We start from the raw sequence: 22059 nt of genomic DNA, 5'->3' as shown, positions 1-22059 counted from the left end.
TCCATGAGTCATTCCTTTGCCAAAGACATCGTGCCGCTGTTCACCGACGGCGACGTGCGTTGCATGAGCGGCGCAGGTGTTCATCTTCGCCAGTTCGATTACATGGCCGATCCGCGGGGCGATGCCGTGTACACCGATTATGCGAATGCGCGGCATGTCCTCGCTCGCCTGAAAGGCATCGAAACGCCACGGATGCCGCCGGGCAACGCCGGCTGGAGCGACAGCCAGATCGCCTTGTTCGAATCCTGGATGGCCGGCTGGTTGCCGTAAGTCGGGCAGGGCGCATCGACCGGGCATATCGTCGTTGCGCTAGGCGTGTCGTTCCTGCTTCGAGGTGTGCGGCGCGCTCGAAGCATCCCACCATGCCTGTACCTGGTCGACGATGACGTGCAAGGGATCGACCGCGTTCACCGTCAGTACGCCGGACTCAGCCGTGGGTGGTTCGAGGTCGCGGAACTGGCTCTCCACCAGCGAGGCCGGCATGAAATGACCGGGGCGCTTTTTCACGCGCTCGGTGGCGGCTTCCGGTGACAGTTGGAGAAAGACGAAGCCGAGGTTGGGCACGGAGGCGCGCAACGCGTCGCGATAGCGGCGCTTGAGTGCCGAGCACGTCAACACGGCGATGTGGTTGTCGGCAAGGGCACTCGCGAGTTCCGCGCCCAATTGTTCCAGCCAGCCCTGTCGATCGGTGTCGGTAAGCGGCACGCCGGCCTGCATCTTCTGCACGTTCCGTTCGGGATGGAACGCATCGCCTTCGATCATGCGTGCGCCGATGCGTTCGGCCAGGGCGTGTGCGACGCTGGTCTTGCCGCAACCGGAAACACCCATCACCACGATGGCCGGCAGCTTGTGTTCCTTCCCATGATCCATCGGCTCTGCTCGATACGGTTTTGGCGTTCACGAGCATACTGTGAGGCGCGTAGTGTTTGTCATGCGCGGTGCAACGAAGTCACGAAGCGGTCATAACGCCGCCCTAGGCTCCTTGCTGTCTGAGTGCCGTAGCCTTCCTCGGCGAATGCGGTCGAAGGAGGCATGGTGCGTGAAAAGCATGGGGCGTGGTCGGCGCTGTTCGCGGAAAAAGGCGCCACGCTGAGCAAGTATTTCCTGCGCCGCGTGGCGCATCGGTGGGACGCGCAGGACCTCGTGCAGGAGGTCTATCTTCGCCTGCTGCGCATCGAGCCGGCTGACGCGGCCAATATCCGCAGTCCGGAAGCCTACCTGTTCACCGTGGCCGCCAACCTGGTGAAGGAACACGCCGTGCTCCGTCACCAGCAGCCGCTGGGCAGCGACGAGCTGGAGCAGGTGGTGGAGCAATTGGTGGCGCCCACCAATCTCGAAGCGGACATGGACAGCGAGTTGCGCCAGGAACGCCTGGGCGTGCTGATCGATCGCCTGTCGCCCAAGTGCAAGGCCGTGCTGATCATGCATTACCGCGACGAGATGTCGTATCGCGAAATCGCCGAGCGCATGTCCATCTCGACGAGCATGGTGAAGAAGTACATCGTCAAAGGCTTGGCGGCATGCCGGCAAAGGATGGCCGACTATGAATGATTCCTCGCAATTCGACGCCGCACGACAGGCGCGGCGCATCACCGAGCAGGCGGTGTCCTGGTACATCGAGCACCAGGAACCGCTGAACGAACGCCAGCGCGTGGCTTTTCTCAATTGGCTGCGGGCGTCGCCGCGCCACGTGGCGGAGTACTTCGCCGTCGTGCAGATGCATGGCGATTTCAGGGCCGCCGCCGCACTGAAGACGATCACGGCGGAAGAACTGCTGGAGAAGGCCGGCCGCGACAATCCCGTGGTGATGTTCCCGCTGATGGGCAGAGCCATCCGCAAGGAGCATGTGCCACGCCCGGGACGCGTGCGCCGTGCGGCCATGCGCGTGGCGGGACTTGCCGCGGCAGTCGTCATGACATGGCTTGGCGTCGGCTACTGGCGCGATGCCCATGGCCTGGTGGAACGGAGTTTCCAGGGCGATACGGCGGCCGTGCGGGCGGTGACGCTGCCCGATGGCACGCTGGTTCAACTGGACAAGGACAGCGTGATCGACGTGCATTTCGACAGGCGCCTGCGCCGCATCGAAGTGCTGCGTGGCAATGCCTTGTTCGACGTGGGCAAGGACGCGCACCGACCCATGCTGGTCAACGTGGGCGGCCATGTGCTGCAGGACATCGGCACCGTGTTCGACGTGAAGCGCGAGGCCAGTGGCGACACGCTCACGGTGATCAGTGGCCGCGTGCGCGTGCTCAATGCACCCGATGATGCGCACCAGGGCGAACTCGCCTCGCTGTTGAACGGCGTGGCCGTTGCGGATCTCACCGCGGGCCAGCAGATTTCCCTCAATGTCTCGGGCGTGACGGCGACGCAGCCGGCGCAGATCGCCAGGACTACGGCGTGGCTGCCGTCGGAGATCCGCTTCCAGCACGAAACCATCGGCAACGTGGCGCGCCGGTTCAATGCGTATACCAGCAAGCCGCTGGTGATCGAGAACGACAACATCGCCGACGAACGCATCAGCGGCATTTTTCACGCGGACAATCCGCAGGCGTTCGCTGCCTATCTCGCCACGCTGCCGGATGTGCGCGTGGTGGAAGAGCACGACCGCGTTCGCATCGTCGCTGCGAACCAAACTGACACGAAAGCGCGACGGCTGTAAGAAAAGATTCATGCAATCGGAGGTACCCGGTTGCGCAAAAGGCGGCTCTTGAAAGGTATGGGCCGGCAAAAAACGCATCGAGCGTGGAACGCCGGCCAGCCGTTTACCTCACTCAAGGTTCTACCCCACATGCGCAATCGTTTGGCTTTACACATCGCCCTCGTGCTCGGCGTCAGCCTACCCCTGGCGGCGTTTGCCCAAGCTTCCGCTCCGTCGCATACGACCGCCATCGCACCGATGCCGCTCGCCAAGGCGCTGGAAAATTTCTCGCACGAAGCGGGCATGCAGGTGGTCTATGGTTCGGAGATTGCCGACACCATCCGCAGCCCCGGCGCCGATGCCGGCCTGCCGCCGGAACAGCAGCTGCGCCAGTTGCTGACGGGCACGGGCCTGAGCTATCGCCTCGTCACGCCGAACACGGTGACGATCATCCCGGGAAACGTGGCAGCCAATGCGGGCAACCCGGCCTCCGCTGCGGTGACGACGGCCGGTAGTGCGGGTTCGGCGGAAGTGGCCAGCGACGCGACGGGCGCGTCGGGCAGCGGCAAGAGCGCCAAGGATCTCGACCAGGTCGTGGTGACGGCGCGCTCCGGCGTGGACGAACGCACCAAGGCGCAGACCAGCTACTCGATCACCACCATCGACGAAGATCGCCTGCGCATGCAGAACCCAACCAGCGTCACTGAGGCGATGAAGTCGGTGCCGGGTTTCTGGGTGGAGGCATCGGGCGGCGAAGCGAGCGGCAACATCCGTGCACGCGGCATTCCGGTGGACGGCTTCGGTTCGGTGAACCTGCTGGAAGACGGCATTCCGGTGCAGCACGATCCGGCGCTGGGCTATCTCAATGCGGACCAGGTGTTCCGCCTCGACGAAACCATCGATCGCATCGAAGTGGTGCGCGGCGGCCCGTCGTCGATCTTCTATTCGAATGCGCCGGCTGGTGCGATCAACTTCATTCCGCGCCAGGTGGGTGAATCCGCCGAAGCCCTGGTGAAGTACACGGTGGGCAACTACGGTCTCAACCGCCTGGACTTCTGGTACGGCACGCCGATCGGCGATGGCTGGAAGCTGAGCGCGGGCGGTTTCTATCGCCAGGACAACGGCATCCGCAGCCCCGGCTTCACCAACGACCAGGGCGGCCAGTTGCGCGCCACGCTGTCCAAGCAGTTCGAAGAAGGCAGCATCAGCTTCGACATCAAGCATATGGACGACAAGGTGGCGCTGGACCTTGGCATCCCGATGTTCCGCAATGCAAGCGGCGACCTGCAGGCCGTGCCGGGCTTCAACGGCAACTACGGCACGCTGGCGGGTCCGGAAACCGAACACATCCAGATGATCCAGGGCAACGGCAGCCCGTACAACTTCGACAACTCGCTGGGTACGCAGGTCAAGCGCACGCAGTTCACGGTGAAGTTCGACTACAACCTGGGCGATGGCTGGAAGATCGCCGAGAACCTGCGCTACAGCGATACGGATACGGTACGCAACGGCGTGTATCCGAACGCGGTGCAGACCGTGAGCGATTTCTTCACCGCCACGGCGCAGAAGCAGCTCGCCAAGTACTACCCGAACGCGGCCGGCATGCAGCTGCAGTACGTGGACAACGGCCAGGCCTTCAACGCCAGTCCCAACAACGGACTGGTGGTGACGGGCGGCCTGCGCGGCATCACCATGCCGATGAACGAGTTCACCAGCGATACGCGGCTGCTGCGCAAGTTCGAGTTCGGCGACCAGACGCATGACGTCACGTTCGGCTACTACTACGCGCACTTCAACCAGAGCTTCGACCGCTACTCGTCCACCGCCATCCTCACCGCGACGGACAACGCGCGCCTGCTGGACGTGGTGGCCGTGGACGCGGCCGGCAATCCGCTGGGCAAGCTGACCAACAACGGCATCTACGGCTACGGCTACGAGTGGGCGCACGCCAGCGGCACGTCCAACACCAATGCGTTCTATGCCTCCGACGAATGGCAGGTCAACGACCAGTTGCGCATCGATGGCGGCGCGCGCTGGGAGCGCGTGAACACCACCGGTTGGACCGAGCTGTCGCAGAACGTGAACCTGGGCACGCCGCCGACCAACAACATCCTCACCGGCACCGGCCAGTTCGTGGACTATGACCACAGCTTCAGCAAGCTGGGCTGGACGCTGGGTGCGAACTACCAGTTCAGCGATCACCAGGGCGTGTTCGCGCGCTACACCTCCACCTTCCGCCTGCCGAACCTGAGTTCGTACATCACCACGCCCACGGCCACGCCAATCACGCAGACGATGATCCTGCCGGAGATGGGCTACAAGTACAGCAACCGCTACATGGATGCGTACGCCACGCTGTTCTACACCAAGTACAACAACGTGAGCTTCAGCAACTACGTGTTCGATCCGAACAGTGGCGTGTCCACGCCGCAGACGGGCTACGCGAATACCGAAACCTATGGCCTGGAACTGGAAGGCACCTTCTACCCGACCAAGTGGTTCGACGTGCAGTACACCGCCACCGTGCAGGATCCGAAGTACAAGGGCCTGCGCTATACGACCGTCACGGCGGGCCAGCCGGTGCTGCTCGACTATGACGACAACCAGCTCATCCGCGTGCCGAAGAACAGCTTCCGCGTGGTGCCTGGCCTGAACCTGCTGGACGACAAGCTGCGCCTGCAGATGTCCTACGAGTACGAGGGCCGCCGCTATGTGGATACGGCCAACTCAGTGGTGTTGCCGCAGTACCACACCATCGGCTTGAGCGCGCGCTATCAGATGACGCCGGAACTCTCGTTCTTCCTGTACGCCGACAACCTCAACAACTCGCTGGGCCTGACCGAAGGCAACCCGCGTGCCGGCGAATTGGCGAGCAGCGATGCGACCAAGAGTGTGTTCATCGCGCGTCCGTTGCTTGGTCGTTCCTTCCGCGCCTCGGTGATGTACCGCTTCTGACGGCGTGTCGTGTTCGGCATCCCGCGCGTCGCACCGCATGGCGGCGCGCGGGATGGTTTTTCATCAGGAAACGAGTCATGAATGAGCAATCCCGTGGTTCCTATTGCTTCATCGCGCTGGTGGCGTTGTGGCTGGCGATCCTCGGCGTGGCCTGCGCCACCGAGAACGCACCGGACGTGGTGCTGCACGGTTCGCTGCAAGGCAGCGACAACCACACCTATCGCGAAGTGCCGTTCCAGGTTCCCACGGGCGTCAATCGCATCACGGTGCAGTTCGAATCCACCGGTCGCGACGAGCACACCACCATCGACCTAGGGCTGGAAGATCCGGACGGCTTTCACGGCCAGCAAGGTCTGCGTGGTTGGACGGGCGGCAGCAAGCGCGTCTTCACCGTCGGCGCGGTGGATGCCACGCCGTCGTTTGCACCGGGCCCGATCCAGCCCGGGCGTTGGGCCTTGCTGCTGGGCATTCCCAATATCCGTCCCGCTTCGAAGGCGGAATACACGGCGAGGATCTGGTTTGGCCATCCGGGCGATCCGGCGTGGCTGCCTGCGGTGCTCAACGCGCCGCTGCGCAGCGGCGCGGGTTGGTATCGCGGCGACCTGCACATGCACGGCGCGCACAGCGATGGCAGCTGCCAGACGCAGGGTGGCGATGCTCGCGTGCCATGTCCTCTCGTGTTCACCGTGGAGGATGCGGCGAAGCGCGGACTCGACTTCATTGCGCTGAGCGACCACAACACGGTGTCGCAGGCGAACGATATCCGCGAACTGCAGCCGTATTTCGATCACCTGCTGCTGATTCCGGCGCGTGAAGTGACCACGTTCCAGGGTCACGGCAATTTGTTCGGCACCACCGAACCGCTGGATTTTCGTCTCGGCAGCAAGGCCGTGCCTGACTGGAACGCGTTGTTGACGGCAGTGGGCGCGCTGCATGGCGTGTTTTCCATCAACCATCCGAACCGCCCCAACGATGAAACCTGCATGGGTTGCGGCTGGACACCGGAGCAGCCGGTGGACATGCACCTGGTGCAGGCCATCGAAGCGGTCAACGGCATGGATGCATCGAGCCCCAAGTACACCGGCATTCCCTTCTGGCAGGAACAGCTCAACAAGGGTTTCCACCTCACCGGCATCGGCGGCAGCGACAACCACAACGCGAAGCTGCCATTGCCGGCCACCGGCGGCAGCATGGCGATTGGCCTGCCGACCACGGTGGTGCATGCCAGCGAGCTTTCGATGAAGGCCATCCTCGATGCCATTCGCGCGGGGCATGTGTTCATCGATGCGCAGGGCAGTCGCGATCGCTTCATGGATTTCGCGGCGAGCGTAGGCAATCGTTCGGCCGAGATGGGCGATACCCTGGCCGCGCCTCCAGGCAGCGTGGTGCATGTGACCATGCATGTGACGGCGGTGGCCAACGGCCGTGTCGAGATCATCGTGGACGGGCAGGCCTTCCAGCCAAAAAACGATATGGCCATCCACAGTGCGGCGCAGGCGCTTTCGTTCGATTGGCCCAGTGACGGCAAGGGACATTGGATGCGCGCTAATGTGCGCGGCGCCGATGGCGCGCTGCTGCTGGTGGGCAATCCGGTATATCTCAACGACTGAGTTGAACCATCGCGGCGCGCGACGCCACCCGTCTTCACCTTTCCCTCACGAGGCCGCGCAACGCGGCCTCGTTTTCATGCGTGTGGCAGTGCGCCACCGTAATTTTGCTTAGAACCCCTAGGTAGTCTCTCGAATTGTCAGTGCCTGCCAAATCCACGACCGTGAGCGTCGGCGCGTCGTGTCGACGACGCCCAGGCCGGGCGCAGGACCCAACAGGGCGCCCGTCATGAGTTGTCGTCCGTAACGCAGGCGATCCATCTGCGGTGGTGGCGGCATCGATCCATGAGGAGCTGCTTGGATGCACGCCGCAACTGACCCCGCCAACGCCGGCGTATTCGCACGCAAGACCTGGGCGTTCCGCTGGGCGGTGTGCTGCATGCTGGCGATGCTCGCGTGGGTGAATGTCTGCGCGGCAGCGGACGACCCGTTGCCATCGTGGAATGAGGGCGCCACCAAGCAGCAGATTGAAGGCTTCGTCAAAAAGATCACCACCAAAGGGTCGCCGGATTTCGTCGAGCCGTCCAAACGCATCGCCGTGTTCGACAACGACGGCACGCTGTGGGCGGAGCAGCCCGCCTACTTCGAATTCTTCTTCGCGCTGGACCAGCTGAAGGCCATGTCGCCGCAGCATCCGGAATGGAAGACCACCGAACCCTACAAGTCCGCCCTGGCGGGCGACATGAAAGGCCTGGCCGCCACCGGCGAGAAGGGCGTGCTCGAACTGGTGGCCGCCACGCACTCGGGCATGACCACTGACGAGTTCGCGCGCAATGTGAGCCAGTGGGTATCCACGGCAAAGCATCCCAAGACGCAGCGGGTGTTCACCGAGATGGTGTACCAGCCGATGCTGGAGTTGCTGCATTACCTGCGCGACAACGGATTCACCACGTACATCGTGTCCGGTGGCGGCCAGGACTTCATGCGTGCCTGGGTTCCCGCGGTCTACGGCATTCCGCCGGAACAGATCGTGGGCAGCCAGGGCGAGCTGAAATACGAACTGCAGGACGGCAAGCCGGTACTGGTCAAGCTGCCCAAGGTGGCGCTGGTGGACGACGGTCCCGGCAAGCCGGTGGGCATCCAGCGTGCGCTCGGCGTCAAACCCATCTTCGCGTTCGGCAACTCCGATGGCGACCAGCAGATGCTGGAGTGGACGACAGCCGGCGACGGCGCGCGTTTCGCCGGGCTCGTGCATCACACCGACGCGGCGCGCGAGTGGTCATACGACCGCCAGTCGAAGATCGGCAAGCTCGACAAGGCACTGGATGAGGCCACGGCCAGGGGCTGGACCGTGGTGGACATGAAGAAGGATTGGAACGTGATTTATCCCGCTGAAAAGCAGTAACGCGTGACGACGGTGCAGCGCCCTGAGCGCCGTTGCGGAATGAATGATGTGGTTCATGGTGGCTGCCCCGCGCAGTCGTGCACATTAGGAGGTTCCCCATGTTTCGCCCGTGGCAGCGCAGCACCTTGATCAAGTCACTGACGACAGTGGTGGCGACGGCTTTGCTCGTCGTGGCCGCTGTCACCCTCGAACCTACCGCCGTCAAGGCGCAACCGCCTGCGCAGGACCAGTCGCAGGAGCAGGACAACGGCAAGCCCAACATCCTCGTGATCTTCGGCGATGACGTGGGCCAGTCGAACATCAGCGCGTACTCGATGGGCCTGGTGGGTTATCGCACGCCCAACATCGACCGCATTGCCCGCGAAGGCATGATCTTCACCGACTACTACGCCGAGAACAGCTGCACGGCGGGTCGCTCCACCTTCATCACCGGGCAGACGGTGCTGCGCACCGGCCTTTCCAAGGTCGGCATGCCGGGTGCGAAAGCCGGCCTGCAGGATCGCGACGTCACCATCGCGCAGGCGATGAAAGGCCAGGGCTATGCCACGGCGCAGTTCGGCAAGAATCACTTGGGCGATCGTGACGAATACCTGCCGACCAAGCATGGCTTCGACGAATACTTCGGCAACCTGTATCACCTCAATGCCGAGGAAGAGCCGGAGCGTCCGTACTGGCCGTCGAACGACCCGAACTTCCTGAAGGTGTACAACCCGCGCGGCGTGATGCACACCTTCTCGGACGGCAAGATAGAAGACACCGGCCCGCTGACCGTCAAGCGCATGCAGACGATCGACGACGAGACCACCGGTGCGGCGATTTCGTACATCCAGAAGCAGGCCCAGGGCAAACAGCCGTTCTTCGTGTGGATGAACTTCACGCGCATGCACATCTTCACGCACGTGCGTCCGGAATTCGCGGGCAAGGCCGGCCTGGGCACGAAGGGCCACGAATACGCCGATGGCATGTGGGAGATGGACCAGAACGTCGGCAAGCTGCTCAAGACGCTGGATGACGCGGGCATCACCAAGAACACCATCGTCATCTTCACCACCGACAACGGCCCGAACTTCTTCACCTGGCCGGATGCCGCCAACACGCCGTTCCGCAGCGAGAAGGATTCCAACTGGGAAGGCGCCTTCCGCGTGCCGGCGATGATCCGCTGGCCGGGCCATATCCGGCCCAACACGGTCAGCAACGCGCTCATCTCCGGCCTGGACTGGTTCCCGACCCTGGTGGCAGCGGCCGGCGATGGCGACATCGCAAACAAACTGCTGAAGGGCGCTAGCATCAGCGGCAAATCGTTCAAAGTGCATCTGGACGGCTACAACTTCCTGCCGTATCTCACCGGCAAGACCAACGTCAGTCCACGCGATGAGTTCTTCTACTTCGACGACGATGCCCAGCTGGTTGCGGTGCGATGGGATCCACTGGAGCCCGGTGCAGTGAGGCCGGACGCATGGAAGGCCGTGTTCTGCGAGCAGCGCGCGCCCGGTGGCCTGCAGATATGGATGGAACCGTTCACCTGCCTGCGCCTGCCCAAGCTCTACAACCTGCGCATGGACCCGTACGAGCGCGGCGATATCGGTCCGACGGCCGGCTACTACCAGTGGATCACGGAGAACGCCTATCTCACCGTGGAGGGCAACATGCGCGTGGCCAAATTCCTGGCAACGTTCAAGGACTATCCGCCGAGCCAGTCGCCCGACTCATTCACCATCGACAAGGCGGTGGAGCAGTTGAAGATGGAACTGCAGAAGCAGGGCAAGTAATGACCGGCGACGGGCGGCACGAACGCCGCCTGTCGCGAGCCATAGGCAGACTGCCCGCCGTCGCGCGGGCAGTCTGCATTTTGGGTGTCGATGAGGTGACGCGTATGGCGCGTTCGCCGCGGTTACTTAAGTAGCGCTTCGCGCCTCGCTTCGTCCCTATACTCGAATGACATACCGTCCCGCGCGAGATCCATGCCTGCCATGAAGCCTCCACGCGTTGGAAAACATGACTTTGTGGCCGTGCCCGCCCATTCGGCCACGGCGCGATGGTCGGCCGCGTTGCTGTTTGGCTCCGGCGCTGCGTCGCTGGTCTATCAGTTGCTGTGGATCAAGCAGCTATCGCTGGTGGTGGGCGTGGAGGTTTATGCCGTCACCATTGCGGTGAGCGCGTTCTTCGCGGGGTTGGCCATCGGCGGCGCCTGGTGGGGACGCACGGCGGATGGGCGCGCTCATCCGTTGCGTCTTTATGCGTGGCTGGAAGTGGCGGTCGGTGTGCTTGGTGTGTGCGCGACGATGGTGTTGCCGCAGTGCGCCGGCTTGTTCGCGCAGTTGGAGCAGCACGTCGGCTGGCTCGCATGGCTGCTGCCTTTTGTACTGGTGGGCGTGCCTACGATTGCCATGGGCGGCACGCTGCCCGTACTGGTTCGCGCGAGTGCTGGCGACAGCGTGGCGGGTACCGGCGGCAGGCTGTATGCGGCCAATACGGCGGGTGCGATCGCCGGTGTGCTGGTGGCGCCTTTCCTGTTGCTTCCGACATTCGGTGTGCAGGGAAGCGCGTGGGCCGCCGCAGCGATCAATCTGTCGATGGCGGCGGTGGCGTGGATGCTGGATCGTCGTCACGCGGCGGCTTCACCGGATGTCGCGCAAGAGTGCGCGCCAACGCCTCGTTCCGCACGGCTGGCGCTTGTGCTCTATGCGATGGCCGGCGGCATCGCGCTGGGTTACGAAGTGATTTGGTCGCAGACCGTGGTGCAGTTCATGACGACGCGCGCCTTCGCGTTCGCCATGATGCTGGCCGTCTATTTGCTGGGCCTGATGCTGGGCAGTGCGATCCACGCGCGGTTCGCCGATCGCGTGCGCAACGGCTGGTTTGCCTTCGGCATGCTCATCGCGCTCGCCGGCCTGGTGGCCTTGCTGCAGGTCAGTGTGTTGGGCGAATGGTTGCCGACGCTACAGGGTCGCGTGGCGAATGTCGTGACCGAACTCACCGGCAATCGCCTTGCGGCGATGTGCGCGCGCTTCGTGGTTGCTGCCGTTGCTGTCGTGTTGCTGCCGACCGTGCTGTTGGGCGCCGCGTTTCCCGCGGTGCTTCGGCTCTACGCACAGCCGGGGCGAAGCGGTCGCGACGTGGGCTTTGCCGTGGCGGTGAATACCTTGGGCGGTATCGCCGGCACCGCGTTGACGGGATTCTTACTGGTGCCAACGTTCGGGTTGGTGCGTTCGCTGGTCTTGCTCGCGATGGCGGCGGCCGTGGTCGGTGTGACGGCAGTGTTCGCGGGCTCGGCATCGCGCGAGCGGTCGAGGTGGATCGTGGTTGCCGTGGGCGCTTGCTCATTGGTGCTGGGCGTACTGACACCGCCGCAGAAGCTTGCCACGTTGCTGGCGCAGGTGCGCGGTGGTGAACTCACCTACTACCAGGAGAGTCGCGGCGGCACGGTGGCCGTGTTGGCGCAGGGGCAGGGCGAGAACCGCTTCCATCGGCTCTACATCCAGGGCGTATCCAACTCGGGCGACACGCTGCCCTCGCAACGCTATATGCGCCTGCAGGCCTTGCTGCCGTTGATCATCCATCGCGGCGAGCCGCGCTCGGCACTGGTGATCGGCTTTGGCACCGGCATCACGGCCGGCGCGCTGTCGCAGTATCCCGGGCTGACCACGCGTGTGTGCGCCGAACTGCTGCCGGCCGTCGTGCATGCGGCATCGCAGTTTCACGGCAATTACCGCGCGGGAAGCGATCCGGGCCTGGATGTCCGTTTGCGCGACGGGCGCCGCGAATTGCTGGCCAGTCCGCAGACCTACGATGTGATCACGCTCGAACCGCCGCCGCCTTCCGCTGCCGGCGTGGTGAACCTGTATTCGCGCGATTTCTACCAGCTCGCGTCGAAGCGTCTTGCGCCCGGCGGCATCCTGGCCCAATGGTGGCCCATTGCCACGCAGAACGATGAAGACTCGCGCGCCATGGTGCGCGCCTTCCTCGACGCGTTTCCGCACGCCACGCTGTGGACCACGGAGTTGCACGAAATGCTGCTGGTCGGCTCGAACGAACCCATCCAACTCGATGCCGCTCGCATCGCGCAGCACTTCAACCAACCTTCGGTGGCGCAGTCGCTCGGTGAGGTCGGCGTGGCATCGCCCGCAGCGTTGCTGGCGACGTGGGTCACCGATCGGGCCGGCCTTGAGCGCTACGCGGGCAACACGCCCGCGGTCACTGACGATCGTCCAAGCATCGAATACGGCACGTGGCTGCGGCGCAACGAGATCGTGCGCGTGCTGCCGGAACTGGCGACCTTGCGCACCGAGCCGCCCGTGCGCGGTGCCGATCCCCAACTCATCGACGCCATGCACCACCAGCGCGATGTGCTGTTCGCCTTCTACGCGTCAGGGTTGGCGGCGTATCAAGGCGACCGCGAGCAGTGGTCCGAAGCGCTCGGCATGGTGATGCAGGCGGACGGCCAGAATCCCTACTACCGCTGGATCGCCGGTGGCGGCCCGTGATGCGGCGAGCGAAGGAGAGCCATTGGACATGAATGCGAAAGAGGCCGTGTCGACGCTGCAGGCACAGATGGAAACCTCCATCATCGGGCAGCGCGATCTGATTCGGCAGATGATCGTTGGCCTGCTGGCCAATGGACACCTGTTGCTCGAAAGCCTGCCCGGTCTCGCCAAGACGCGTGCGGTGAAAAGCATGGCAAAGAACCTCGATGCCGACATGCGCCGCATCCAGTTCACCCCCGACCTGTTGCCTTCGGACATTACCGGCACGGAAGTGCTGCACCAGAAGGACGGGCAGAACGTGTTCCAGTTCCAGCCGGGGCCGATCTTCGGCAACGTGATTCTTGCCGACGAGATCAACCGCGCTCCCGCCAAGGTGCAGGCCGCGCTGCTGGAAGCCATGGAAGAACGGCAGATCACCGTGGCGGGCACCACGCACGCGATGCCGGACCTGTTCATCGTGATGGCCACGCAGAATCCCATCGAGCAGGAAGGCACCTATCCGTTGCCCGAAGCGCAGCTCGACCGCTTCCTGATGAAAGTACTGGTGGACTATCCGGACAAGGGCAGCGAAGTGAGCGTGCTCGAACTCGTGCGCAGCGAGGAAGTGGGCACGTCCAACGGCGCGCACGCGGCAAAGGCCACGCGCATCGCGCCGGCCAGCGTGTTCGAGGCGCGCGGCGAGATCCACGGCATGCACGTGGCGCCGGCCATCGAGCAATACATCATGGCCCTGGTCGACGCGACGCGTCATCCCGCCAATTACGACAAGACGCTGGCCAGCTGGATACAGGTGGGCGCCAGCCCGCGTGGCGGCATTGCGCTGGAACGCACCTCGCGTGTGCATGCATGGCTGGAAGGCCGCGACCATGTCACGCCCGACGATGTGCGCGCGATGGTGCATCCCGTGCTGCGTCATCGCCTGATCCTTTCCTACGACGCCAGCGCCGAAGGCATTCATGCCGATCAGGTGATCGACAGGATTCTGGAACTGGTGGCCGTGCCGGCCTGAGCGGGAGGTGCGTGCGATGGCAGAGGTGGCAGCCAGCGACGTCGGTACGGTCTACGTCACGCCCTCGTACCTGGCGCGCATGGAATACGACGCGCGACGCCTGCGCGCCACGCCGCATCGTCCGCACCACAGCATCCTCGCGGGTCGCCATGCGTCGCGCCTGCGCGGGCGTGGCCTCAATTTCGAAGAGATCCGCGCGTACGTGCCCGGCGACGATCTGCGCCACCTGGACTGGAAGGCGTCCTCGCGCGTCGGCCACGCACTGGTGCGTTCGTACACGGAAGAGCGTGACCGACCGGCGCTGTTCGTGGTCGATCAGCGCATCTCGATGTTCTACGGCACGCGTCGTGCCATGAAGTCGGTGGTGGCAGCGGAGTTGGCGGCACTCGGCGCGTGGATGTCGTTCCAGGCCGGCGACCGCGCCGGCGCGGTGGTGTTCGACGACGACCACATCCAAAGCATCCGCGCGCACCGCAGCCGTGCGCGCGTGCTGGCGGTGCTCGGTGCACTGGCGCGAAGCAACCAGGCGTTGAACGCGGACAGCCCGGTGCGCATCAATCCCGGCCAGCTGGATGCCGCCTTGCGCGCGGCGCTGCATCTGGCCACGCACGATTACCTCGTCTTCATCGTCAGCGACTTTCTTGGCGCGGACGAGCAGACCTTGCAGCTCATCCGCGAACTGGCCACGCACAACGACGTGGTGGCGGCGCTGGTGTTCGATCCCTCCGCGCGCTCCGTGCCGGACCGCGGCAAGATCGTGGTCACCGAAGGCGAGTTGCAGGTGGAGCTGGATTTCGACCGCAAGACCATCCGCGAACCACTGAGCGCGATGTTCGACCGGCGCCTGCAGGAAACCGTGGAACTGGTGCAGCGCTGCGGCGTGCCCATGCTGGCCATCGATACCGAACAGCCCACGCTGCTGCAGGTGGCGCGACTGCTCGGGCATGTCGCCTTGCGTGGGAGGTAGGCCGTGCTGCTGCTTCCCGACAAGCCGATGGCGTCCATCGCCGATCTCAAGGACATTCCCGCGCCGCCACCCGTGTCCTACGCACCGCAGACGGCGGGATGGTGGGTGGTGGCGGGGCTGATTACGCTTGGCTTGCTGGTGTATGCGTTCTTCCGGTGGCGCCGATGGCGGCGCAATCGGTTTCGCCGTGAGGCGCAGGCCGCACTGGATGCCATCGAGCGCGCGGCGAACGAAGCGGCGACGCGCAAGGAAGCGCTGGCCGCCTTGCCCGCCCTGGTCAAGCGCACAGTGCTGGCGTGGGCGCCGCGGCAGCAGGTGGCGCCACTCAGCGGCGATGCGTGGCTGCGTTATCTCGATGGCACCTATCCGCAAGGCGGATTCGTGCAAGGTCCGGGTCGCCAGCTCGATGCGTTGGCTTATGGCAACGGCGACATCGGCAAGGACGAACTCGCCGCGCTGATGGCGCTGCTGCATCGGTGGATCGACGACCATGTGGCAGCTTGAGCATCCCTGGTTGCTCCTGTTGCTGCCCTTGCCGCTGCTGGTGTGGTGGCTGCTGCCGCCGTACGGCGAACGCACGCGCGCCGTGCGCGTGCCGTTCTTCGACGAACTGACCAAGGCCACGGGGCAGACGCCCGCGCGCGGCGCGGTGGTGCTGCGCGGCAACTGGCTGCGTCGCGTGCTGGCGCCGGTGTGCTGGGCGCTGGTGGTGCTGTCGCTGGCCGGGCCGCAGCGGCTGGAGCCACCCATCGAACGCATCGAATCGGCGCGCGACCTGCTGCTGGCGATCGATTTGTCCGGCTCCATGGCCACGCCGGATTTCCTCGATCCGCAAGGGCAGCGCGTCGACCGGCTGAGCGCGGTGAAAAGCGTCGTCGACGATTTCATCGCGCATCGCACCACCGACCGCATCGGCCTCATCGTGTTCGGCACCAACGCGTTTCCTCAGGCGCCGCTGTCGCTTGACCACGTCGCCGTGCGCGAGTTGCTCGATGAATTGCGCGTGGGCATGGCGGGCGAACAGACGGCCATCGGCGACGCCATCGGCGTGGCCGTGAAGATGACCGAGCATTCGAAGCAGCGCGAGCGCGTGCTGATCCTGCTCACTGACGGCAACGACACGGCGGGCCGCATTCCTGCGGACAAGGCGGCCGAGATCGCCAAGGCCGGCCACATCGTGATCCACACCATCGGCATCGGCGATCCCGCGGCCAAGGGTGAGAACCGCGTGGATCTGGACGCGCTCAAGCGCATTGCCAGCGCCACGGGCGGGCGAAGTTTCCGCGGCGAAAACCGCGAACAGTTGGCCGACATCTATGCGCTGCTCGACCGCGTGACGCCCAGCAAGGTGAAGCATTCGGTGTACCGGCCGAAGGTGAAGTTCTACTACGTGCCACTGGGTGCGGCCTTGCTGCTGATGGTGGCGTATCACCTGGCGATGCTGGGCGTACTGGCGCCGCTGGCTCGACGCCGCGCCGTGTCCCGACTCTCGCCTGATGCATCGGGGAGCTGAGATGGAGCAGGGCTTTCACTTCATCCGACCGTTGTGGCTGCTGCTGTTGCCGGTGGGGCCGCTGCTGCTCTGGTGGTGGGGGCGTCGCAACGATCCGCTGCAACGATGGAAGGGCATGATCGCGCCGCATCTGCTGGCGCACCTCGTCGTGGGCGACAGCGAGCGATGGCGGCCGCGCCCCATCCATCTGGTGTGCGCCGTGCTCATCATTGGCAGCATGGCCTGCGCCGGACCCACGTGGGAACTGGAATCGCCGCCATTCGCGGAAGATCGCGCGCCGCTCGTCGTGGCGATGGATCTCTCCGCGGCGATGAATGCCATGGACGTCTCGCCGACGCGGCTCGAACGCGCCAAGCAGAAAGTACGCGACTTGATGGCCCTGCGCGCGGGCGGCCGCACCGGCCTTATCGTCTACACCAGTTCGGCGCACATGGTGTTGCCGCCGACGGATGACGCGGCGTTGATGGAAATGTTCCTCTCCGCGCTGAGCACGGATCTGCTGCCCTCCGGCAAGGGACTCAACGCAGGCGCCGCGCTTGCGCTGGCGGACAAGCTGCTCAACGCGGAGAGCGATCCGGGCACTATCGTGTTCTTCACCAGCGGCTTCGACGATGCGCAGATTCCCGCATTCGTGGCGCACCGGCAGCATTCGCGGCAGCAGGTGTTGATGCTGGCCGTGGGCACCACGGAAGGCGGCCCCTTGCGCGGGCCCCATGGTCAGATTCAGACGAGTGCGGATGGTGCGCCCATCGAGGCCAAGCTGGACGACGACGCGCTGCAGCGGCTCGCCACGCAGGCGCATGTTCCCTTGGCCAGCGTCACCTCGGGCAACGACGACATGCAGTGGGTGCAGCGCGAGGCGGTGCATCACCTGCAGATCGTGAAGGACAACTCGTCGGTGCACTGGAAGGAGTACGGTTACTTCCTGTGCTATCCGCTGGTGCTCATCGCGCTGTTCTGGTTCCGGCGCGGCTGGATGGTGCGCTGGGTGTTCGTGCTCGGCGTCACGGGGCTGGCGATGCATCCGTCCTCGGCGATGGCGGCGGACTGGCACGTCGCCGACTGGTTCTTCACTCCCGACCAGCAGGGTCGCTGGTACTACGAGCATCGCGATTTCGAGAAGGCCGCGCAGCATTTCCAAAACCCTTACTGGAAGGGCTGGGCGCTGTACCAGCACGGGCGCTGGGACGATGCGCGCAAGATCTTCGAGACCTTGCCGGGCGCGGACGCGAAGTTCATGGCCGGCAACAGTTACGCGCATCAGTTCGAGTACGAGGAAGCCAGGCAGGCCTACGACGAGGCGCTGCGCATGCGTCATCCGTTCCCCGATGCGGAGGCCAATCTGCGCCTGATGGTCGCGCTGATGAAACAGCGCCAAAGCGTACCGGACGAGGATCAGGACGACGAAACCCGTCCCGACCAGATCAAGCAGGACAAGGAAGGTGCCAAGGGCAAAGGCAAGATGCAGGTGATGGGCAACCGTCCTGCGCAGCTGCCCGCCGATGTGTGGATGCGCAACCTCAGCGTGTCGCCCGCCGATTTCCTGCGCACCAAGTTCAGCATCGAGGACGGCCAGCCTGCGCCCGCCGGCAGCGCTGCAGGGGCACAGCCATGAAGCGCCTGCTGGCATGCCTGCTGTGCCTGGGGATGATGATTGCCCACGCCGACGAGCCCGTTGCGCCGCCATCGCCGCCGATGCGCGTGCGCGTGCATCAGGAGCCCGCGGGCGCGCTGATGCAGGGCGAGACGGCGCGCATCGTGGTGGACGTGCTGACTTCGGATTTCTTCATCGATGCACCGGTGTTGCCGGAGTTGCACATCGACGGTGCGTATCTGTCGCTCTCCGCCGAAACGCCGGGGCATCTGGTGGAAACCGTGGATGGCCAGAACTGGTCGGGCGTTTCGCGCACCTATCTCATCACGCCGCTGATGTCGGGAACCGTGGAGATTCCATCGTTCGAGATCACCGCGCATCTCGGCGCGCAACGTTTGCCCGTCACCGTGCAGACGCCGCCGCTGTCGCTGCGGGTGCAGGCACTGGTGTTGCCGGACGGCGTGACGGAAGCATTGATTGCCCGTTCGTTGAAGGTCACGCAGACCATCACGCCCGAGAACACCGGTCTGCACGTGGGCGATACGGTCACGCGCCGCATCGAGATATCGGCCGAGGGCGCACCCGCGATGATGCTACCGCCCAGCACGTTCGCGCCGGTGGACGGGCTGACCCTGTATCCGGCCTCGCCCGTGGTGCGCGATGCGGTGGACAACCACGGCGGCTTCGTCGGCGGCAATCGCGTGGACACGGCCAGCTACGTGATCGACCATCGTGGACGCTACACGCTGCCGCCCGTCACCGTGCGCTGGATGGACAGCCGCACGCGCGAATGGCGCGAGAGCACGGTGCCGGCCGTGCACTTCCATGCCTGGTGGGGGGCGGCCAACAAGCCGAGGTTCGCGTTGCCGCAGCGAGGGTTCATGCCATGCCTGATCGGTTGGTTTTCCAGCGATGCAGGATTGGCGCTGATGACGCTTGCCGTGCTGGCGGCACTGGCCTGGTACTTCCGCGCGTGGTGTGCGCGGCAATGGCAACGATGGAAGGCGTGGCGATATGAGTATCGCCATCGTGAAGCCGTCGCGTTCCGCGCCGTTCGTCGTCGGCGCAACGAGACGTCGGCAGCCGCGTTGGCGGAAGCCGTCGACGCATGGGTGCGTCGCGCTGCGGCGGATGGTGCACCGGGCAGCATGCATGGCTGGGTGGCCAGCTACGGCGACGCCGCGCTGCACGATGCGTGGAACGCATTGCAGGATGCGCTTTATGGCGGCAACGGTTCCACGTGGTCCGCGCAGGTGCTGGTCGACAGGCTCACCGACGCGCGGCACCTGTGGAAGCGCAGCCGCTGGCGCTGGCGGCAACGACCGGCCTTGCCGCCGCTCAATCCCATGGCATGAGTGGCGACACGCGTTCACGGCGTCATCGCACACACCGGCTACCATGCCGACGCGACGGTTGAAACATGGCGCCCGGGAAGAGGCGCGCAACTCGTACGGGCATGAGGAGAGGGCATGGGCCGTTCCAGGAAGAGCCATGGCAAGCGCTCTGGCAAGGGCGCGTCTGCGCGTCCGACCTCACCGTCTGCCGCCGTGCCTTCGCCGGACGAACGTCATCGTCGTCTCTGGTGGATGCCGCTGGGCCTGGGCGTACTGGTGCTTGTGTTGCTGGGCATCTGGTGGTTGCGCGTGCCTGCACCTGGCGTCGCGACCACGCCGGTGGCATCCGTGGCGACGGCGCCCACGCCCGTGACGGCCGCGTTGCCTGCGGCGCATTACGTGGGTGCGCAGGCCTGCGCGTCTTGCCATGCGAAGGAAACGCAGGCCTGGCAAACCTCGCACCACGCGCTGGCGATGCAGGTGGCGGACCACAAGACCGTCGCGGGGCGGTTCGATGGCAACGCCTTGAAGCAGGATGGCTCCGTGGCCAGCTTCTTCAAGCGCGATCACCGCTACTTCGTGAAGACCGACGGCGCGGACGGCAAGCCTGCCGAGTTCGAGGTGAAGTACACGTTCGGCGTCTACCCGCTGCAGCAGTATCTGGTCGCATTCCCCGATGGCCGCCTGCAGGCGTTGCGCGCATCGTGGGATGCTCGCCCGGCCGCCGAGGGCGGCCAGCGCTGGTTCAATCTCTATCCCGGCGAACACATCGACGCGCACGACACACTGCACTGGACGCGCCTCAACCAGAACTGGAACTACATGTGCGCCGACTGCCATTCCACGAATGTGCAGCGCCATTACGACCTGGCCAGCAACAGCTTCAAGACCACGTGGAACGAGATCAACGTGGCCTGCGAGGCGTGCCATGGCCCGGGTTCGCGCCATGTGGAGTGGTCCAACGCCGGCGATGCGAAGAAGAAGGCCGATCCGTCGATGGGCCTGACCATCGCGCTCGACGAGCGCAAGGGCGTGCACTGGATTCCCAATCCGGCATCGGGCAATCCCGCGCGCAGCGCGCCGCTGGCGACGCATCGCGAGGTGGAAACCTGCGCGGTCTGCCATTCGCGCCGCAGCATCATCGCGGAGGACACCGCGCCCACTGGCCGACTGATGGACACGCACGATCCCGTGCTGGTTGCCGAAGGCCGCTATCACGCCGATGGTCAGCAGCTGGATGAGGTGTATGTGTATGCCTCATTCCTGCAGAGCCGCATGTACGCCAAGGGCGTGACGTGCAGCGACTGCCATGATCCGCATACGGGCAAGACGCGCGCGCAGGGCAATGCGCTGTGCGAAAGCTGCCATACCGCGACGGTGTACGACACGCCGTCGCACCATATGCACGCGAAGGGCAGTGCGGGTTCGCAATGCGTGGCCTGCCATATGCCGTTGAAGAACTACATGGTGATCAATGCGCGCCCGGATCATTCCATCCGCGTGCCGCGACCTGATCTCTCCGTGCAGTACGGCGTGCCCAATGCCTGCGCCAACTGTCACGCCGACAAGGGCGCGCCGTGGGCGGCCGATGCCATCGCCAAGGCGCATGGTCCCGAGCGCAAGGGCTATCAGCATTTCGTCGAGGCATTGGATGCGGCGCGTCGCGGCAAGCCCGGTGCCGCCTCTTTGCTGACCACGCTGGCGGGCGATGCCAGTTCGCCGGTCATCGCGCGCGCCACGGCGGTGAACGAACTCCATCGTTATCCCAGCCCCGATGCGCTGCCCGCCATCAAGACTGCCCTGGCGGATGAAGACCCGCTGATGCGTGCCGCCGCGCTCGATACGCTGCTCGCCTTCCCCACGGAAGTGCGCGGGCCACTGGCGGCGCCGCTGGCAGACGATGCGGTACGCGATGTTCGCGTGAAGGCAGGGCGAGTCCTGGCCGCCGTGCCCGATGAGCAACTGGACGCCACGCAACGCAGCGCGCGCGATCGTGCGTTCGCTGCCTATCAGCAAGCGCAGGCGGCGATTGCCGATCGTCCGGAATCGCACTACAACCTCGGCGTGGTCGACGTGGAGCGCGGCGACACGGCGGCCGCCGAACAGGCATTCCTACAGGCGCTCAAACTGCAGCCGGACTTCGTGCCGGCCTACGTGAACCTCGCCGACATGTACCGCGGCACCGGTCACGAGGCGCAGGCGGAAAGCGTGATCGACGAAGGTTTGCGCGCCGTGCCCGGCAACGGCAACCTTCTGCACGCCAAGGGCCTGTCGCTGATCCGGCAGAACGAAGCGAAAGAAGCGTTGCCGTGGCTGGAACGCGCGCATCGCGCCGAACCCGGCAACGCGCGATTCGCCTATGTCTATGGCGTCGCGCTCAACTCCTCTGGCAAGGTTGACGAGGCGCGCAAGCTATGGGAAGAGAGCCTGCGTGCGTCGCCCTATGATGCGTCGCTGCTGTTTGCGCTGGCGGGCGCCGAACGCGATGCGGGCAACCAGGACAAGGCGCGCGAGTATGCCGAGCGCCTGGTGGCCGTGGCCCCACGCTCGCGCGAGGCACACGAATTGCTGAAGAGCCTGGGCGGCGACAACACGCCCACGTTCCATTGATGC

General features: G+C 64.9%; 16 protein-coding genes. 15 read left to right on the top strand and 1 reads right to left on the bottom strand.

What is annotated here, in order from left to right; translation table 11 throughout:
* Nucleotides 1-3: 3 nt before the first annotated feature.
* The gene (locus tag ABIC75_RS08430; RefSeq protein WP_354013395.1) at nucleotides 4-270 is read left to right on the top strand and encodes a hypothetical protein; all 267 of its coding nucleotides are present in this window, start codon (nucleotides 4-6) and stop codon (nucleotides 268-270) included.
* Between the two features lie 39 nt (nucleotides 271-309).
* Here the strand turns inward: ABIC75_RS08430 and ABIC75_RS08425 are convergent, their stop codons facing one another.
* Entirely contained in the window at nucleotides 310-870 is a 561-nt protein-coding gene (locus ABIC75_RS08425) for a gluconokinase (protein ID WP_354013394.1), read from the bottom strand.
* 162 nt (nucleotides 871-1032) lie between these two features.
* On the opposite strand from ABIC75_RS08425, the gene ABIC75_RS08420 reads away from it, so the two are divergent.
* From ABIC75_RS08420 to ABIC75_RS08355, 14 genes are all read left to right on the top strand, one after another.
* A complete protein-coding gene (locus ABIC75_RS08420; protein WP_354013393.1) occupies nucleotides 1033-1551 on the top strand; it encodes an RNA polymerase sigma factor in 519 nt (172 codons plus the stop codon).
* A complete protein-coding gene (locus ABIC75_RS08415; protein WP_354013392.1) occupies nucleotides 1544-2659 on the top strand; it encodes a FecR family protein in 1116 nt (371 codons plus the stop codon). Before ABIC75_RS08420 ends, ABIC75_RS08415 begins: the two co-directional genes overlap by 8 nt.
* Before the next feature lie 129 nt (nucleotides 2660-2788).
* Complete coding sequence (locus ABIC75_RS08410; RefSeq protein WP_354013391.1) at nucleotides 2789-5593, top strand: TonB-dependent receptor; 2805 nt, start codon at nucleotides 2789-2791, stop codon at nucleotides 5591-5593.
* A 77-nt stretch (nucleotides 5594-5670) separates the two neighbouring features.
* On the top strand, nucleotides 5671-7203 hold the full coding sequence (locus tag ABIC75_RS08405) for a CehA/McbA family metallohydrolase (RefSeq protein ID WP_354013390.1): 1533 nt from the start codon (nucleotides 5671-5673) through the stop codon (nucleotides 7201-7203).
* Nucleotides 7204-7501: 298 nt separating this feature from the next.
* Nucleotides 7502-8545, top strand: a complete 1044-nt coding sequence (locus ABIC75_RS08400; RefSeq protein ID WP_354013389.1) for an HAD family hydrolase — start codon at nucleotides 7502-7504, stop codon at nucleotides 8543-8545.
* Nucleotides 8546-8643: 98 nt separating this feature from the next.
* Nucleotides 8644-10314 (top strand): arylsulfatase, encoded by a 1671-nt coding sequence (locus tag ABIC75_RS08395; protein WP_354013388.1) that lies wholly within the window; start codon nucleotides 8644-8646, stop codon nucleotides 10312-10314.
* Nucleotides 10315-10554: 240 nt separating this feature from the next.
* Nucleotides 10555-13029, top strand: a complete 2475-nt coding sequence (locus tag ABIC75_RS08390) for a fused MFS/spermidine synthase (protein ID WP_354013387.1) — start codon at nucleotides 10555-10557, stop codon at nucleotides 13027-13029.
* A gap of 28 nt (nucleotides 13030-13057) precedes the next feature.
* Nucleotides 13058-14038, top strand: a complete 981-nt coding sequence (locus tag ABIC75_RS08385) for an AAA family ATPase (protein WP_354013386.1) — start codon at nucleotides 13058-13060, stop codon at nucleotides 14036-14038.
* A gap of 16 nt (nucleotides 14039-14054) precedes the next feature.
* On the top strand, nucleotides 14055-15005 hold the full coding sequence (locus ABIC75_RS08380) for a DUF58 domain-containing protein (RefSeq protein WP_354013385.1): 951 nt from the start codon (nucleotides 14055-14057) through the stop codon (nucleotides 15003-15005).
* 3 nt (nucleotides 15006-15008) lie between these two features.
* Nucleotides 15009-15509: a DUF4381 domain-containing protein gene (locus ABIC75_RS08375; protein ID WP_354013384.1), complete on the top strand. Its 501-nt coding sequence runs from the start codon at nucleotides 15009-15011 to the stop codon at nucleotides 15507-15509.
* On the top strand, nucleotides 15496-16518 hold the full coding sequence (locus tag ABIC75_RS08370; protein ID WP_354013383.1) for a vWA domain-containing protein: 1023 nt from the start codon (nucleotides 15496-15498) through the stop codon (nucleotides 16516-16518). The genes ABIC75_RS08375 and ABIC75_RS08370 overlap by 14 nt, the downstream gene beginning before the upstream one ends.
* 1 nt (nucleotide 16519) lies before the next feature.
* Nucleotides 16520-18133, top strand: a complete 1614-nt coding sequence (locus ABIC75_RS08365; RefSeq protein WP_354013382.1) for a vWA domain-containing protein — start codon at nucleotides 16520-16522, stop codon at nucleotides 18131-18133.
* Nucleotides 18130-19467, top strand: a complete 1338-nt coding sequence (locus ABIC75_RS08360) for a hypothetical protein (protein WP_354013381.1) — start codon at nucleotides 18130-18132, stop codon at nucleotides 19465-19467. Before ABIC75_RS08365 ends, ABIC75_RS08360 begins: the two co-directional genes overlap by 4 nt.
* Before the next feature lie 114 nt (nucleotides 19468-19581).
* Nucleotides 19582-22056 carry a tetratricopeptide repeat protein gene (locus ABIC75_RS08355; RefSeq protein ID WP_354013380.1) on the top strand — a complete coding sequence of 825 codons (2475 nt, stop codon included), beginning with the start codon at nucleotides 19582-19584 and terminating at the stop codon, nucleotides 22054-22056.
* Nucleotides 22057-22059: the final 3 nt, after the last annotated feature.

The sequence above is a fragment of the Dyella japonica genome (assembly GCF_040545895.1).
Taxonomy (GTDB): Bacteria; Pseudomonadota; Gammaproteobacteria; order Xanthomonadales; family Rhodanobacteraceae; genus Dyella; species Dyella japonica_D.
Note: the sequence above shows the minus strand (reverse complement) of the source record. Positions and strands in the feature narration are given on the sequence as shown.